Annotated in this window: 11 protein-coding genes and 1 riboswitch; of the genes, 9 read left to right on the forward strand and 2 right to left on the reverse strand. The window is 49.1% G+C overall.

Translation table 11 applies throughout. From position 1 onward, the window contains the following. The first annotated feature begins 12 nt into the window (after window positions 1–12). From uvrB to feoB, 3 genes are all read left to right on the forward strand, one after another. A complete protein-coding gene (gene uvrB / locus DXB18_RS00430; protein WP_118705345.1) occupies window positions 13–2,001 on the forward strand; it encodes an excinuclease ABC subunit UvrB in 1,989 nt (662 codons plus the stop codon). Between the two features lie 87 nt (window positions 2,002–2,088). Then, on the forward strand, window positions 2,089–2,328 hold the full coding sequence (locus DXB18_RS00435; RefSeq protein ID WP_118544101.1) for a FeoA domain-containing protein: 240 nt from the start codon (window positions 2,089–2,091) through the stop codon (window positions 2,326–2,328). Then, a complete protein-coding gene (gene feoB / locus DXB18_RS00440) occupies window positions 2,321–4,396 on the forward strand; it encodes a ferrous iron transport protein B (RefSeq protein ID WP_118544100.1) in 2,076 nt (691 codons plus the stop codon). Before DXB18_RS00435 ends, feoB begins: the two co-directional genes overlap by 8 nt. Before the next feature lie 68 nt (window positions 4,397–4,464). Here the strand turns inward: feoB and DXB18_RS00445 are convergent, their stop codons facing one another. After that, window positions 4,465–5,424 (reverse strand): DUF5688 family protein, encoded by a 960-nt coding sequence (locus DXB18_RS00445; protein WP_118705347.1) that lies wholly within the window; start codon window positions 5,422–5,424, stop codon window positions 4,465–4,467. Between the two features lie 293 nt (window positions 5,425–5,717). Between DXB18_RS00445 and DXB18_RS00450 the strand changes: the two genes are divergently transcribed. From DXB18_RS00450 to metK, 4 genes are all read left to right on the forward strand, one after another. Next, window positions 5,718–8,192 (forward strand): hypothetical protein, encoded by a 2,475-nt coding sequence (locus DXB18_RS00450; protein ID WP_118705349.1) that lies wholly within the window; start codon window positions 5,718–5,720, stop codon window positions 8,190–8,192. 154 nt (window positions 8,193–8,346) lie between these two features. Further along, window positions 8,347–9,639, forward strand: a complete 1,293-nt coding sequence (locus tag DXB18_RS00455) for a UDP-N-acetylglucosamine 1-carboxyvinyltransferase (protein ID WP_118705351.1) — start codon at window positions 8,347–8,349, stop codon at window positions 9,637–9,639. Between the two features lie 213 nt (window positions 9,640–9,852). Then, window positions 9,853–10,881 (forward strand): hypothetical protein, encoded by a 1,029-nt coding sequence (locus DXB18_RS00460; RefSeq protein ID WP_118544096.1) that lies wholly within the window; start codon window positions 9,853–9,855, stop codon window positions 10,879–10,881. Between the two features lie 216 nt (window positions 10,882–11,097). After that, a riboswitch (SAM riboswitch) is annotated at window positions 11,098–11,217 on the forward strand. Window positions 11,218–11,304: 87 nt separating this feature from the next. Further along, window positions 11,305–12,492: a methionine adenosyltransferase gene (gene metK, locus DXB18_RS00465; protein WP_118544095.1), complete on the forward strand. Its 1,188-nt coding sequence runs from the start codon at window positions 11,305–11,307 to the stop codon at window positions 12,490–12,492. 104 nt (window positions 12,493–12,596) lie between these two features. Here the strand turns inward: metK and DXB18_RS00470 are convergent, their stop codons facing one another. After that, the gene (locus DXB18_RS00470) at window positions 12,597–12,944 is read right to left on the reverse strand and encodes a NusG domain II-containing protein (RefSeq protein ID WP_118705353.1); all 348 of its coding nucleotides are present in this window, start codon (window positions 12,942–12,944) and stop codon (window positions 12,597–12,599) included. A 79-nt stretch (window positions 12,945–13,023) separates the two neighbouring features. Between DXB18_RS00470 and DXB18_RS00475 the strand changes: the two genes are divergently transcribed. Both DXB18_RS00475 and galT read left to right on the forward strand, forming a co-directional pair. Continuing rightward, window positions 13,024–13,569: a Gx transporter family protein gene (locus DXB18_RS00475; protein WP_118705355.1), complete on the forward strand. Its 546-nt coding sequence runs from the start codon at window positions 13,024–13,026 to the stop codon at window positions 13,567–13,569. A 261-nt stretch (window positions 13,570–13,830) separates the two neighbouring features. Beyond that, a complete protein-coding gene (galT, locus tag DXB18_RS00480; protein ID WP_118705357.1) occupies window positions 13,831–15,339 on the forward strand; it encodes a UDP-glucose--hexose-1-phosphate uridylyltransferase in 1,509 nt (502 codons plus the stop codon). The last annotated feature ends 332 nt before the right edge of the window (window positions 15,340–15,671 follow it).

Raw genomic sequence — 15,671 nt, forward strand, 5'->3', positions numbered from 1 at the left:
GGGAAAACACTTATGGATCATTTTCAGTTACACTCCGAGTATCAGCCTACCGGCGACCAGCCGCAGGCCATTGCCGAGCTTGTAGAAGGCTTCAAAGAGGGAAATCAATTCGAGACACTGCTGGGTGTGACGGGTTCTGGAAAGACCTTTACGATGGCGAATGTCATTCAGGCATTGAACAAGCCAACGCTCATCATTGCCCACAATAAGACGCTGGCGGCGCAGCTTTACGGGGAAATGAAGGAATTTTTCCCGGAGAATGCCGTAGAATATTTTGTATCTTATTACGATTATTATCAGCCGGAGGCTTATGTTCCGTCCACGGACACTTACATTGAAAAGGATTCCGCCATCAACGACGAGATCGATAAGCTGCGGCATTCCGCGACTGCGGCACTTTCCGAGCGGAAGGATGTCATCATTGTGGCATCGGTTTCCTGTATCTACGGTCTTGGTTCCCCGATTGATTACCAGGAGATGGTGATCTCCCTGCGTCCGGGCATGGAAAAAGATCGGGATGAGGTCATCCGCAAGCTGGTCGATATTCAGTATACCAGAAACGACATGGATTTTCACCGCGGTACGTTCCGCGTGCGGGGCGATGTACTGGAAATCTTTCCGGCCTATTCTGACAGTGCGGCATACCGGGTCGAGTTTTTTGGAGATGAGATCGACCGCATCGTGGAGATCGACACGCTGACCGGAGAGGCAAAGCTGCAGTTAAACCACATTGCCATCTTCCCGGCATCCCATTATGTTGTGCCGAAAGAGAAGATGCAGCTTGCCACGGAAAATATTCTGGAGGAACTGAAAGAGCGTGTGGCTTTCTTTAAAAGCGAAGATAAGCTGCTGGAAGCACAGCGCATTTCGGAGCGGACGAACTTCGACGTGGAGATGATGCGGGAAACGGGTTTTTGTTCCGGCATCGAGAACTATTCCCGGCACCTGACGTTTGGAAAACCGGGAGAGCCACCGTGGACGCTGATCGATTATTTCCCGGATGATTTTCTCATCATTGTGGATGAGTCTCACATCACGCTGCCGCAGGTGCGCGGTATGTATGCAGGGGATCGCTCGCGAAAGACCACGCTGGTGGATTATGGGTTCCGCCTGCCATCGGCGCTCGACAACCGTCCGTTGAATTTTACAGAGTTTGAGAGCAAGATCGACCAGATGATGTTTGTCTCTGCAACACCCGGTCCTTACGAGGCAGAGCATGAGCTCCTCAGGGCAGAGCAGATCATCCGTCCGACCGGACTTTTGGATCCGGAAATCTCTGTCCGACCGGTAGAAGGGCAGATCGATGACCTGGTGGGCGAGGTCAACAAAGAGGTGGCAGCACACCACAAGGTGCTGATCACGACGCTGACCAAGCGTATGGCAGAGGACTTGACGGATTACATGAAAGAAATCGGAATCCGGGTCAAGTACCTGCATTCCGATATCGACACGCTGGAGCGCGCGGAGATCATCCGCGATATGCGTCTGGATGTGTTTGATGTGCTGGTCGGTATCAACCTGCTGCGAGAGGGTCTGGATATTCCGGAGATCACCCTGGTGGCGATCCTCGACGCGGATAAGGAAGGCTTCCTACGATCGGAAACTTCGCTCATTCAGACGATTGGCCGTGCGGCGCGAAACGCCGAAGGACATGTCATTATGTATGCGGATACGATCACCGATTCCATGCGGGTGGCAATCGAGGAGACGAACCGCCGCCGCCAGATCCAGCAGGCGTACAACGAGGAACATGGCATAACTCCGACCACCATCAAGAAAGCAGTGCGGGACCTGATCGCAATCTCCAAGGCTGCGGAAAAGGATCCTTCGGCAGATGAAAAGGATCTGGAGTCCATGAGCGCCAAGGAACTGAACAAGCTGGTAAAAGAAATCCAGAAGAAGATGCATCAGGCCGCTGCGGAATTAAACTTCGAGGAGGCGGCTGTGCTGCGTGATCGGATGCTGGAAGTGAAGAAAGCGCTGTTGGAACTGGAGTCTTAAAAATATACCCTTATTGACAAAATTTATCAATAAGGGTATATTTTTATGTACTGGTTACTAATAGCTAACTATAAGGAGTTGTTTTCTATGAAATTGAGTGAAGGAATGATCGGTCACACCTACCGTGTAAACAGTGTGGCTGTAAATGAGACGATTACCAGACGTCTGGAGGCACTCGGAGTCAACAGCATGACACCGGTAACTCTTTTAAATAAGAAAGGAAGTGGTTCCGTGATCTTTAAGGTGCGCGGCACAAGACTGGCTGTGGGTAAGCGCATCAGTGACGGGATCGAGATTTCAGAAATGGAGGAGCGCAGCCATGACTGAGATGCAGCAGAACAAAAATAAGGCAGAACAGCCGGAAAATACAAAGGAGAAAAGCGCGAACCAGTCTGGCAAAAAAACAGACAACCGCGAAATCCGCGTTGGCTTCGTAGGAAACCCAAATTGCGGAAAAACGACGCTTTTTAATGCGTTTACCGGTGCGAACCTGAAAGTGGCAAACTGGCCCGGTGTTACCGTAGAGCGTGTGGAGGGCCGCACCAATTATAAGGGAAGACCGATCAAGGTCATTGACCTTCCGGGTATTTACAGCCTAACCTCCTACACGATCGAGGAGATCGTAACCAGACGCTGTATTGAGGAAGGCGAGGTCGACGTCATCATCAACGTGGTGGACGCATCTTCCCTGGAGCGAAATCTCTACTTAACCTTACAGCTTCTGGAACTGAAAAAGCCGGTTATTCTGGCGCTGAACATGATGGATATCGTGGAAGAGCGCGGCATGGAGATCGACCTGCACCGTCTTCCAGAGATGCTGGGCGGAATCCCGGTTGTCCCGGTTTCTGCAAGAAAACGTACCGGACTGGATGTCCTGATGCACGCAGTGGTCCATCATTATGAAGAGGGACCGCAGGGCATCGTAGTGCATTACGATCAGGAAATCGAAGAAAAGATCACGCAGATCGAAACCATCCTGCGGGCAAAATACGGCGATATGGAAAACATGCGCTGGCATGCCGTAAAGCTTCTGGAGCAGGACCCGGAGGTCATGAAAGACCATCCGGTGGATATCAGCCATATCGCAGGGAAAAACTACGAAAAAGATATCATCAACGAGAAGTATAACTATATCGAAGAGGTCATGGAAGAATGTATGGTGGGCCGGGACGAAAAATCGGCATCGACAGACCGCATCGATTCGTGGCTGACACATCCGGTGTTTGGTGTTCCAATCTTTCTCGGAATCATGGCGCTGGTGTTCTTCTTAACCTTTACTGTGGGAGATTTCTTAAAGGGCTATTTTGAGATTGGACTGGAATGGTTTTCCGGGGCACTTCTGGCGGCTATGCAGCATGTAGATGCTTCAGACTGGCTGATCTCTCTGGTAGTCGATGGTATTGTAGCCGGTGTGGGCGGTATCCTGACCTTCCTGCCGAACATTTTCATCCTGTTTCTGGCACTGGCATTTCTGGAAGACAGCGGATATATGGCACGCGTTGCCTATGTCATGAATGAGATCATGGGTCGTGTCGGACTGTCCGGCAAGGCATTTCTTCCGATGCTTCTTGGTTTTGGCTGTACCGTTCCGGCAGTCATGGCGACCAGGGCGCTGGCGACAGAGCGTGACCGCCGCCGCACGATCCTGATCACCCCGTTTATGTCCTGCTCCGCAAGGCTTCCGATCTATGTGCTGTTTGCAGAGATGTTTTTTAAGGAGCATGCGATGTTAGCGGCGTATTCCCTGTATGTGATCGGTCTCATTGTGGCGATCACGATTGCTTTTATCCTTCATAAGCATGAGAAGAATAAGGATGAGGATACGCTTCTGATCGAGCTTCCGGAGTACAAGACCCCGAATGCCAGAACTGTGGCAATCTATGTATGGGATAAGGTAAAGGATTATCTGACAAAAGCCGGAACTACGATCTTTGTGGCATCCATCGTGCTCTGGTTTGTATTGAATTTTGGCATTCACGGTTACGAGACCGATGTAACGCAGAGCTTTGCGGCAGCAATCGGACGGCTGTTGGTTCCAATCTTAAAACCGGCGGGACTTGGCACCTGGCAGATCGCGGTAGCGCTGATCTCCGGACTTTCCGCAAAAGAGGTGGTGGTATCCAGCTTTTCCGTATTGTATGGAATCAGCAATATCAACTCTGCCGCCGGAATGGCAGAGCTGTCTAAGGTGCTTGGAATTGCCGGGTTTGGTATGGCGAATGCCTATGCACTTTTGGTATTTTGTCTTTTGTATTCCCCGTGCGTGGCTGCAGTGGGAACCATCCGGCGTGAGACAAGATCCTTAAAATTTACAATCCGGATGGTATTGTTCCAGATCGTTCTGGCGTGGTGCTTTGCCGTGATCATTTACCAGGTCGGAAGCCGGATCTTCTAAAATATCTCAATGACGGAGCAGATGCGTCAGACAGAGACATCCGGAAAGGCGAAATGAATCGAAATGAATCAGGACAGCGCGGATGTCCCAACCAGTTTTGGTGCGTTGGAAACGACCTTTAGGCTTCCATCTTTCCGGCTGAACAGGTAAACCTGATTGGAAAGCTGTTCCTCCGGAGAAACCTCCTGGCGGTTGATGGAGGTAACCATAGAACTAAGATCCTCAAAAGAAGAGTGTTCCAGATTTGGAGTGAGAAGGACTTCGTGTACACTGGATGGCAGAAGAATCAGATCTGCCTGAAGGTGTTCTGCGAAGTCCTTCAGTACGTTCTGGTAGACCATACAGCTGGCACCATAGAGTCCGTTGCTGTTGCTGAGCACATAAAGCGGTGCAGTATCGTCGGATTCCAGCAGTTCCTGGATCAGTTCCGGATCATAATGTTCTCCCATATTTTTCTTTGCGATCTCCTGGAGCAGATCGGTCATACTCTGAATCTGTGCCGGATATTCCAGCGGAGTATTGCGGCTTGCCGCTTCCCAGAGATCCTGTACGGTTACATCCCAGCGGTTCATATGTTCATTGTGGATGAGGGCGGTCATCTGGCCGGCCTCGTTGCGTTCCAGGGAGACAAAAAATACAATGGAAAGATCAAGATAAGGAAGATGGGGAAGATCGTTTAAGAGAATCTGGTTCGATGCCGTGTGGATGAGACGGAACATGATCCGGGAACGGAGATTGGAAAAGTGTTCCAGGGAATCGGACTGCAGAAAAGCCGGGGACGGGGTTGCACGGTAAAGCCTCAGGATATCGTGTACGATTTCGTGAATGTCGGTTCCGCGGCAGAATTGTTCGTAATAAGGATTGAGATAGATGGTTGGTGCAACGCAGCAGCCTGGACTCTGGATCGTCAGACCGTCGAGGGTGACACCGTTGTTTTTGGGGAGCGGGCGAAGGGTAAACTGATAGGAATCACCCAGGGCTTCCTGAAGTTTATTGGTTACAGTTTCCAGAAATGTTTCATATACCATAAAATACCTCCAAATGAATACAAATAAAATGAAGTAAAAATACGCAAAAAAATATGTAAAAATATAGGTTCACAATAAAAATGGGAATTCCATAAAACAGACACAAGAAGATATTTTTGAAATAAAGATTTTATTATGAATTGACGGAATGTATGGTTTCATTATAATGGATGTACGCGCAGATAGCAAGAGAAAATTAAGAAAACATTTTCTTGTGAGGAAGCACAAAACAGGGTAGAATAAAACTGTATGAAATAAAAATATACGAAATAAATTAAGGAAATTACGGATCTATGAATCACATCATAAAACGAATTGCAATTTTGTCTGGAGTATTTGCGGCGGCGCTCGGCGTCTTTTTTTTCGCAAATAACCGGTGGAACAGCGGTCAGGACCAGGCCGTATATATGGATATGGAATCTGCAACGCTCCCGGGCATTACCATGCAGATGGCGGGACGCAGCATGAACCGGCTTTACGGATACCGTCAGGAGATGAATACGGCAGCAGCAGGAGAGACACTGACCATTCTGCCGGAGGACCGGGCACTGAATATACAGATTAGCGGAGGCGGTGTTACCGGCATCCATTATGAAATCCGCAGCATGGACCGGGAACGTCTGGTAGAAAAGACGGATCTGACAGACTGGCAGCAGACGGAGAACGGAATTCTTGCAGCGCTGCCCATCCAGAATCTGCTTACAAAGGAACGGGAATATCAGCTGAAAATCCAGCTGGATACCGAAAATTTCGGACCGGTGTATTATTATACCCGGATTCTCTGGACCGATGCAGCAGAACATGCCAGCGACATGATCAATCTGGCAGCAGATTTTTCCACGAAAACGTTTGACTATGAGCAGGCAAGGAGTCTGACCACTTATCTGGAAACCAGCCCGTCGGAGGATAATACGACATTTGGCCATACCTCCATCCATTCCAGTTTTTCCCAGCTGACATGGGGAAAGCTTGGCATGCAGCCACAGGGAAATGTGGAAATCCGGCTAAAGGAATTAGATGGAGTGATGTGCAGCGTCCAGCTGTCCTATCAGGCCAAACGCCAGGGAGAAGGGGGCGAGGAAACGTACGAGGTGGAAGAAAATTTCACCATGAAGTGGAACGAACTGCGTATTTATCTGATGCAGTATGACCGCACTGTGAATCAGATTTTTGCCGGGGACCGGAGCGAGTATTCCGGGAAACGGATTCTGCTTGGCATCACCGGGGACGACCGGGTGGAAGCGGTAAAGAGCGCAGGCGGAAACGTTACGGCATATCGTGTGAACCGGGACCTGTGGAGCTACGCGTCTGCAGACCGGCGCGCGGTGAAGGTATTTTCTTTCCGGGATGATGACAGTACAGACGTACGGAGTAACTATGACCATCATGATATAAAAATATTGTCGGTAAATGACAATGGCGATGTGGATTTTCTGGTATATGGCTACATGAACCGTGGAAATCATGAAGGGGAAAATGGAATTGTGGGATATCATTACACCTCGGCAGGAAATGCCCTGGAGGAGCGCTATTTTATTCCATATTCCGGGTCCTATGAACAGCTGGAATCCGATCTTGATCAGCTGGCGAGCCAGACGGAAAGTGGAATGCTCTACCTCTACGTAGACCACGCGATCTACGGCATTGACATGAACAGCCGCGAAAATATGGTATTGGCAGATTCTCTGGTGGAAGGAACCTTTGCAGTGAGCAGTGACAAAAAGAGGATCGCCTGGCAGGAAGACAGCCTTTACGAATCTCAGACGCTTTACCTGATGGATTTGGAGACTGGTGAGACCCGCGATATCCGGGCTGGTGACGGAGAATATGTCCGGACACTTGGATTTGTGGGAAGAGATCTGGTATATGGGACAGCCCGGGCAGAGGATACCTGGCAGGTGAATGGACGTACAGAGAATCTCCCTATGTATAATGTCCGCATCATCAACGACCAGATGCAGGAAGAAACCAGCTACGAGAAGAACGGATCCTATATTTCTGAGGTTACGGTAGACGAGAGCCGCATCCACCTGAAACGGGTTGTAAAAACCGGAGCGCACAGTTATGCGGAGAGTCCGGAAGATACCATCGTCTGCAATGCAGAACTCGAGAACAGCAAACTGGATGGCATTGGCTGGTTCGCATCGCCGGAAAAAGAACGGGTTTATTTTGTTCAGCTGGATGATGAAATAAAGAATGGACGAAGCATCCGGATGCAGGCCCCGAAGCGGGTAAGCTATGAACAGTCTGACCGGCTGGATTTAAAGTCTAACTATCAGCTGCCGGATATGGAATTTTATGCGTATGGAAACGGACATCTTTTAAAAGTGACCACGGATTTTTCCGAGGCACTGCAGCTTGCCTATGATCAGATGGGCTTTGTGACCGATGAAAACCGCAATATCCTGTGGAACCGCGTAAAACGTGGAAATATCCGGAATATCCGGGATGTACAGTCTGCGTTTGCACCGCTGGCACGTCATCTGGATAGCTTTACGGAAAGTACGGTTTATGAAACAGAAAAGCTGGCAGTTCTGGATGCCCGCGGAAGCAGTCTTATGCAGATGCTGTATTTCATTGACCAGGGAATCCCGTTGGCGGCTTATACCGGAGAGGGACAGTATCTGATCCTTTGCGGGTTTGACCAGTACAACGTCACCGTGTACAATCCACAGACCGGAGAATTATATAAAGCAGGTCTCAATGACAGTACTGAATTTTTCCGGGTCCGCGGCAATGATTTTATCTGTGCAGTAAATCTGCCTTAGACTGCGTGGCACCGGCAAAATCCATTCCTGCCTGCGCCATGCAAAACAGCAGCACAGGCCTGTCCTGGTTTTACTTTACAAAATCGGAATCTGTGGTATAATCATAAAGATTTAATAGAATTGTAAAGGTTTACTTTTAATATAGAGGTGTGTAATGAATCAGTATATTATGAAAGGCGGCAGTCCACTGGTTGGAGATGTTGTGATCAGCGGAGCAAAGAATGCCGCGCTTGGCATTCTGGCAGCTTCCATTATGACAGATGAAGACGTGATCATTGAAAATCTTCCGGATGTGCGGGATATCAACGTGCTTCTGGAGGCGATCCAGGAGATTGGTGCCCGTGTGGACCGGATGGACCGCCATACGGTCAAGATCAACGGTTCTACGATTCGTGAAGTTTCGGTGGATGACGAGTATATCCGCCGCATTCGTGCGTCCTATTATTTCATTGGTGCGCTGCTTGGCAAGTATAAGAGTGCGCAGGTTCCGCTTCCGGGCGGCTGCGATATCGGAAGCAGACCGATCGACCAGCATTTAAAAGGCTTCCGTGCATTAGGTGCCAAGATCGAAATTGCATGCGGAGCCGTTCATGCACATGCGATCGATCTGGTAGGTGCACATATTTATCTGGACATGGTTTCTGTTGGTGCGACTATCAATATCATGATGGCGGCTGCCATGGCAGAAGGCATGACGATCATTGAAAATGCAGCAAAGGAACCGCATGTTGTAGATGTTGCAAACTTCTTAAACAGCATGGGTGCAAATATCAAGGGAGCCGGAACGGATGTCATCCGTATCCGCGGTGTCAGAACGCTGCATGGAACCGATTATTCCATCATTCCGGACCAGATCGAGGCCGGAACATTTATGTGTGCGGCAGCAGTAACCCGCGGTGACATAACGGTAAAGAACGTAATCCCGAAACACCTGGAAGCCATTTCTGCAAAGCTGCTTGAAATCGGCTGCGAAGTCATCGAGGGCGATGACGAGGTGCGTGTGGTAGGAAGACCGAAGCAGTGTTCTACCAATATCAAAACACTGCCGTATCCGGGCTTCCCGACCGATATGCAGCCGCAGATGGCAGTTACCCTGGCATTGGCGGAAGGCACCAGTATGATCACAGAGAGCATTTTCGAGAACCGCTTCAAATATGTGGACGAACTGGCTCGTATGGGTGGAAACATCAAAGTGGAGGGCAATGTGGCTGTCATCGATGGGGTAAAAGGATTCACCGGTGCCCGTGTGGAGTCACCGGACCTGCGTGCCGGCGCAGCCCTGGTGCTTGCAGGTCTGTCTGCGAGCGGCTTTACCATAGTCGATGAGATCGGTTATATCCAGCGTGGTTACGAGAAATTCGAAGAAAAACTCCAGGCCCTTGGAGCCGATATTGAAATGGTAGATTCCGAGAAAGAAGCACAGAAGTTCCGTTTAAAGACAGGCTGATGAAAGAATTTACGCAATTTGGTAAGAATTGTAAACAAATCGTTAAATCCTGTATGGAATTTGTCATGTTCTGGACACAATCTGTACACGTTTTTCCTGTATCCTATAAGTAATCAAACAGATGACGTGACTGAAAAGAATAAAAACAGTTGCAGAAGAGCCGTAGCAATACAGAGTGAAGATTTAGAAAAATGTGTAAAAGGAGGAATCAATATGAAGTTATGGAAAAAAGAACTGGCTGCTTTCGCAGGTGTGGCATTACTTACTGCACTGGCAGCAGGAACCGCGTTTGCGGCAGAGAGCCGTACGAAAATTACAAGTGTCAGCCTTACGATCGATTCTGATATTGCAGTAGGTGACAGCGGCGGAAGCGTTACCGCTACCGCAAACGGAAGCAATTATGACGTTACCGATGTCGACATTGTAAATGATGACGGTGAGTGGGTAGACGGAGATGTACCGAGAGTCGAGATTACCATGGAGGCAGACAGCGATTACTATTTCGCTTCCATGAGCAAAGCAAAGGTTACATTAAAAGGCGACAAGGCAACCTATGTTTCATCCAGAAGAGAAGATTCCAGCTCCACATTGATCGTTACCGTAAAGCTTGCCGATCTGGAAGGTACCATGGAGATTGATGACGTGTCCTGGCAGAATGATAATTCCACCGTTGCAACCTGGGAAACCACTTCAGGCGCAGTAAGCTATCAGGTGCGCTTATACCGCGGCAGCAGCTCTGTGGGAAGTGCAGTAAGTACCAGCAGCGAGTATTATAACTTTGTTTCCAGCATCACCAGAGAAGGTGAGTATTACTTCAAGGTACGTGCAGTCAACAGCAACAACAAAAAAGGCGACTGGTACGAATCCGATTACATTTATGTAGACGAAGATATGCTTGCGCGCATCAAAGCTGGTGAGTTTAACAACGTAACCAATAATTCCGGAAGCACCGCGAATGCTCCTGGAAACACACAGCAGCAGGCTTCCTGGATCAAAGACAACGTAGGCTGGTGGTACCGTTACGCAAATGGTTCCTACCCGACCAATGGCTGGCTTCAGATCAACGGACAGTGGTATTGCTTTGACAGCGTAGGCTATATGCGCACTGGCTGGATTCGGGCAGGCGACGGCAAGTATTACTACTGTGACCTGACCAACGGTAATATGCTGACCAACACCTGGACTCCGGATAACTACTATGTAGATGCATCTGGTGCATGGGTACAGGGCAGAACCCGCTAAGCGAAAATTTTAAAATCATTTTGGGATCGCGTCATGGACGCGGTCCTTTTTTGGCTGCCGGGAATGCAGCGTCTGCAGAAAGCGCAGTTTCCCTATTTTTTCTCATTTATGCAAATATCCTGAGAAACCCCTTGACAAGCCTATAGGTATCTGTTAAGATATGACACGCAGTTATGATGATAATTGCGCCTAACTGACAACTGAAAAGTGCGTAATCCCTTATTCAGAGTGATGGAGATACAAAGGATCTGTGAAGTCACGGCAACCCCTCACGAAATGCCACTGGCAGGAGCGTGCGGAAGGTGCCAACCTGAGCGAGAAATCGAGCAATAAGAGGATTTGATCGAATCAGAAATCAAGTCCGCAGCGTTGCTACGGACTTTTCTTTTGTTTTCATTTACTATTATTCTAAGGAGGATTTTCATGGAAAAGTTACTGTTTACTTCCGAGTCCGTTACTGAGGGACATCCGGACAAAATGTGCGATGCAATCTCTGACGCGATCCTGGATGCGCTGATGGAAAAAGACCCGATGAGCCGTGTAGCATGCGAGACCTGCACCACCACCGGTCTGGTTATGGTTATGGGTGAGATCACCACCAATGCTTATGTGGACATTCAGAAGATTGTGCGTGAGACCGTTCGCGAGATTGGTTATGACCGTGCAAAATATGGTTTCGACTGCGATACCTGTGGTGTGATCGTGGCACTGGACGAGCAGTCCAAGGATATCGCACTTGGCGTAGATACCGCACTGGAGAAAAAAGAAAACACCATGGATGATGATGCACTGGATGCCATTGGTGCAGGTGACCAGGGTATGATGTTTGGTTTCGCAACCAACGAGACTGAGGAGTACATGCCGTACCCGATCGCACTGGCTCACAAGCTGGCTCGTCAGCTGACCAAGGTTCGTAAGGACGGAACTCTTCGTTACCTTCGTCCGGATGGAAAGACCCAGGTTACCGTAGAGTACGACGAAAACGGCAAGCCGAAGCGCCTGGATGCAGTGGTTCTTTCTACCCAGCACGACGAGGAAGTAACCCAGGAGCAGATCCACGCAGATATCAAAAAGTATGTATTTGATGAGATCCTTCCGGCAGATATGGTAGATGCAGAAACCAAATTCTTCATCAACCCGACCGGACGTTTCGTAATCGGCGGACCGCACGGAGACAGCGGACTGACCGGACGTAAGATCATCGTAGACACCTACGGCGGATACGCACGTCACGGCGGCGGCGCATTCTCTGGTAAGGACTGCACCAAGGTAGACCGTTCCGCAGCATACGCAGCACGTTATGTTGCAAAGAACATCGTAGCAGCAGGACTGGCTGACAAGTGCGAGATCCAGCTTTCCTACGCGATCGGTGTAGCACATCCGACCTCCATCATGGTAGATACCTTCGGAACCGGCAAGCTCTCCAACGAGAAGCTGGTTGAGATGATCCGTGAGAACTTCGACTTAAGACCGGCTGGTATCATCAAGATGCTGGATCTGCGTCGTCCGATCTACAAGCAGACCGCAGCATACGGTCACTTTGGCCGCACCGATATCGATCTTCCGTGGGAGAAACTCGACAAGGTTGAGGTGCTGAAGGCATATCTGTAAAAAAACAATTTAGTACAGTAAGTCAAAGGGGCGAAAGTTCCCGCAGCCGCCATGCATGGCGGCTGTGGAAACTTTCGCCCCTCGTTTGTTACCGCGCGATATTGTTACTCCGGTGCCACAACCTTTGCGATCACGCGGTTCGGCAGGCATACGATCAATTCTCCATTCTGTGATACGCGCCCCTGGTGGACACAGACCTTATCCGGGCAGGAGGCTTCGCTGAAGTAAGCGGTTCCGTTTTCGATGATCAGATGATTTGTGCCGCCATTTACTCCTTCTATTATGGTGTCGGTATTTTTGGTCAGATCAAACGTCTGCGTGACATTTCCGTCTACCGTGATCTGCAGCTGTGCGGCTGGTTTTTGATGCAGGGTATGGTTGATGAAAAATCCTGCAGCGGCAACCAGAAGAATGAAAAGAACCAGAATCAGTTCCCGTTTCTTTTTTGTCATGGAAACACCTCTTTCTGAAAAGTACAGATAATGATATAATGGTGTCGCAACTATAGCACAGATATAAGGAGAAGTCAATTTGGAAAACAGTAAGAAGGAAAGGCGTGCCAAGGGGCACAATCCTGCAGAGAAGGTGGCTTTATACGGCATCCTGATCGCTCTGGCTTTTATATTCAGTTACGTGGAAGCCCTGATCCCGCTTCCGGTGCCGGTTCCGGGCATGAAGCTGGGACTGGCCAATCTGGTCAATGTCGTAGGGCTTTATACGGTGGGAGCAGCAGGAACGATCGCAGTAGGTCTAATCCGCATCGTTATGGTCGGATTTACGTTTAGTAATCCCGGAAGTATGCTGTATGCGCTGTCTGGAGGAATCTTAAGCCTGGCAGCTATGGCGCTGGCAAAGAAGATGGATTGGTTCGATAAAACAGGAGTCAGCATTCTGGGCGGTGTGTGTCACAATATCGGTCAGCTTTCCATGGCGGCATGGATTACCGGGACGGCTGGTGTGTTTTCGTATCTGCCGGTTCTTTTAGTGGCTGGCGTGATCACTGGAGCAGTCATTGGTCTTTTGGGAGGTCTGGTGACGGAGCGGATTGCACCGGTGGTCTCTGGAATGAAGCGGTAAAAAATGGTAACTCCTGTTGTATTGTGTGCCGTAAGGCAGCGTGGACGAAAAAATCATACAGCAGAGAAATTCGTAGACATGCTAAAGATTATTCTATAGAATTCCGCAGAAAAAATGATTATACTGAATCTATAAGTTGCCTGGTGCAACTGGAACAAAAGGAACATTGCAAGGCAGAAAACAAGATGTTTATAGTAAGTGTGTGGCAGCGCTGAGGGGCAACAAAGGGCTGTCATGCGTGAAAAATGGGGAGGCAATCGTATGGTTTACACCGCAATCAAAAAACTGGTACAGTATGGCCTGGATACCGGGCTGATCACAGAAACAGACCGTATTTATGCAACAAACCAGCTGTTAGAAGCATTGAAGCTTGAGGAATATGAGGAGCCGGAAGAAACCTTTGGTGAGATCAATCTGGAGGAAACATTAAAAGAACTTCTGGACTATGCCTGTGAGCAGGGCATCATCGAAAACAGCATTGCTTATCGTGACCTGTTTGATGCAAAGCTGATGAACTGCCTGATGCCGCGCCCGTCAGAAGTGGAGCGGGTGTTCTGGACCCGTTACCAGGAGGGAGGTCCGGAGGCAGCAACCAATTATTTCTATAAGCTGAGCCAGGATTCGGATTATATCCGCCGTTACCGCGTATGCAAGGACCAGAAGTGGGTGACCAGCACACCATACGGCGATCTGGACATTACCATCAACCTGTCCAAGCCGGAGAAGGATCCAAAGGCTATTGCAGCGGCAAAGCTGGCAAAACAGAGCGGTTACCCGAAGTGCCTGCTCTGCATGGAAAATGAGGGCTATGCCGGACGCTTAAACCATCCGGCGAGAAACAACCACCGCATCATCCGCATTACGGTGAACGAGAACCGCTGGGGCTTCCAGTATTCCCCGTATGTGTATTACAATGAGCACTGCATCGTCTTCAATGGAAAACATACGCCGATGAAGATCGACCGCTCTGCATTTGTGAAGCTGTTTGATTTTGTAAAGCAGTTCCCGCATTATTTTCTGGGATCCAATGCGGATTTGCCGATCGTAGGCGGTTCCATCTTAAGCCATGATCATTTCCAGGGTGGTCATTATACCTTTGCCATGGCAAAAGCCGGTATGGAGCAGGAATTTACGATGCCTGGTTTTGAGGATGTCCAGGCTGGCATTGTGCACTGGCCGATGTCGGTACTGCGCCTGCGCGGAGAAAATCCGGACCGCCTGATTGATCTGGGTGAGAAGGTCTTAACGGCATGGCGTGGTTACACCGATGAAGCTGCGTTTATTTACGCAGAAACGGATGGAGAGCCTCATAACACCATTACGCCGATCGCGCGCAAAAATGGGGCATACTACGAACTGGATCTGGTGCTGCGCAACAACATCACAACCGAGGAGTTTCCGCTGGGCGTTTATCATCCACATCAGGAACTGCATCATATCAAAAAAGAGAATATCGGCCTGATCGAGGTGATGGGTCTTGCAGTCCTGCCGTCCCGCTTAAAGGATGAACTGGCAAAGCTGGCTGACGCGATCGTGGAAGGCAAAGACATCCACTCCGATGAAGTGCTTGAAAAGCATGCGGACTGGGTAGACGAATTCCGTCCGCATTACGCTTCGATCACCCGCGAAAATGTAGATGGAATCCTGCGGGAAGAGGTCGGAAAGGTATTTGCACGCGTTCTGGAGGATGCAGGAGTGTACAAGTGTACGCCGGAAGGCAGAGAGGCTTTCGGACGGTTCCTGGCATCGGTGGGATTTGAAAAAAAGTAAAAAATAAAATTGCAATGATTCTTGAAATGAACCCAATTCATTGTGCTCAGAAAAAAGGAACACAGGAATTTAGATCATCCTGTGTGAGAAAAGAAACAGATAAATAAATGGACGAAAAAAGAATGCTGGCTTTCCAACATTCTTTTTTTGTGCTATGATGAATTGGTCTGTGCGCTGGTCTGGAAATGAATTTCTGTGCAAATGCGGGTAAAGCAATGCAGAAATTGCGATGCCATGAAATGCAGAAAAACGCGAAAATGCAGTCTGTGCAGGTCTGGATAGCAGACGGATACGAAACAAGAAAAGAATAAAAAAAAGAAATGTTGCAGTCG

This window comes from Clostridium sp. OM02-18AC, from assembly GCF_003481825.1.
In the GTDB taxonomy this organism is placed as follows: domain Bacteria; phylum Bacillota; class Clostridia; order Lachnospirales; family Lachnospiraceae; genus Brotaphodocola.

Coding starts and splice junctions, on each gene's coding strand:
- DXB18_RS00455 (WP_118705351.1), top strand. CDS start 8,347: ATGAATCAGTATATTATGAAAGGCGGCAGTCCACTGGTTGGAGATGTT.
- feoB (WP_118544100.1), top strand. CDS start 2,321: ATGACTGAGATGCAGCAGAACAAAAATAAGGCAGAACAGCCGGAAAAT.
- DXB18_RS00445 (WP_118705347.1), bottom strand. CDS start 5,424: ATGGTATATGAAACATTTCTGGAAACTGTAACCAATAAACTTCAGGAA.
- galT (WP_118705357.1), top strand. CDS start 13,831: ATGGTTTACACCGCAATCAAAAAACTGGTACAGTATGGCCTGGATACC.
- DXB18_RS00470 (WP_118705353.1), bottom strand. CDS start 12,944: ATGACAAAAAAGAAACGGGAACTGATTCTGGTTCTTTTCATTCTTCTG.
- metK (WP_118544095.1), top strand. CDS start 11,305: ATGGAAAAGTTACTGTTTACTTCCGAGTCCGTTACTGAGGGACATCCG.
- DXB18_RS00450 (WP_118705349.1), top strand. CDS start 5,718: ATGAATCACATCATAAAACGAATTGCAATTTTGTCTGGAGTATTTGCG.
- uvrB (WP_118705345.1), top strand. CDS start 13: ATGGATCATTTTCAGTTACACTCCGAGTATCAGCCTACCGGCGACCAG.
- DXB18_RS00460 (WP_118544096.1), top strand. CDS start 9,853: ATGAAGTTATGGAAAAAAGAACTGGCTGCTTTCGCAGGTGTGGCATTA.
- DXB18_RS00435 (WP_118544101.1), top strand. CDS start 2,089: ATGAAATTGAGTGAAGGAATGATCGGTCACACCTACCGTGTAAACAGT.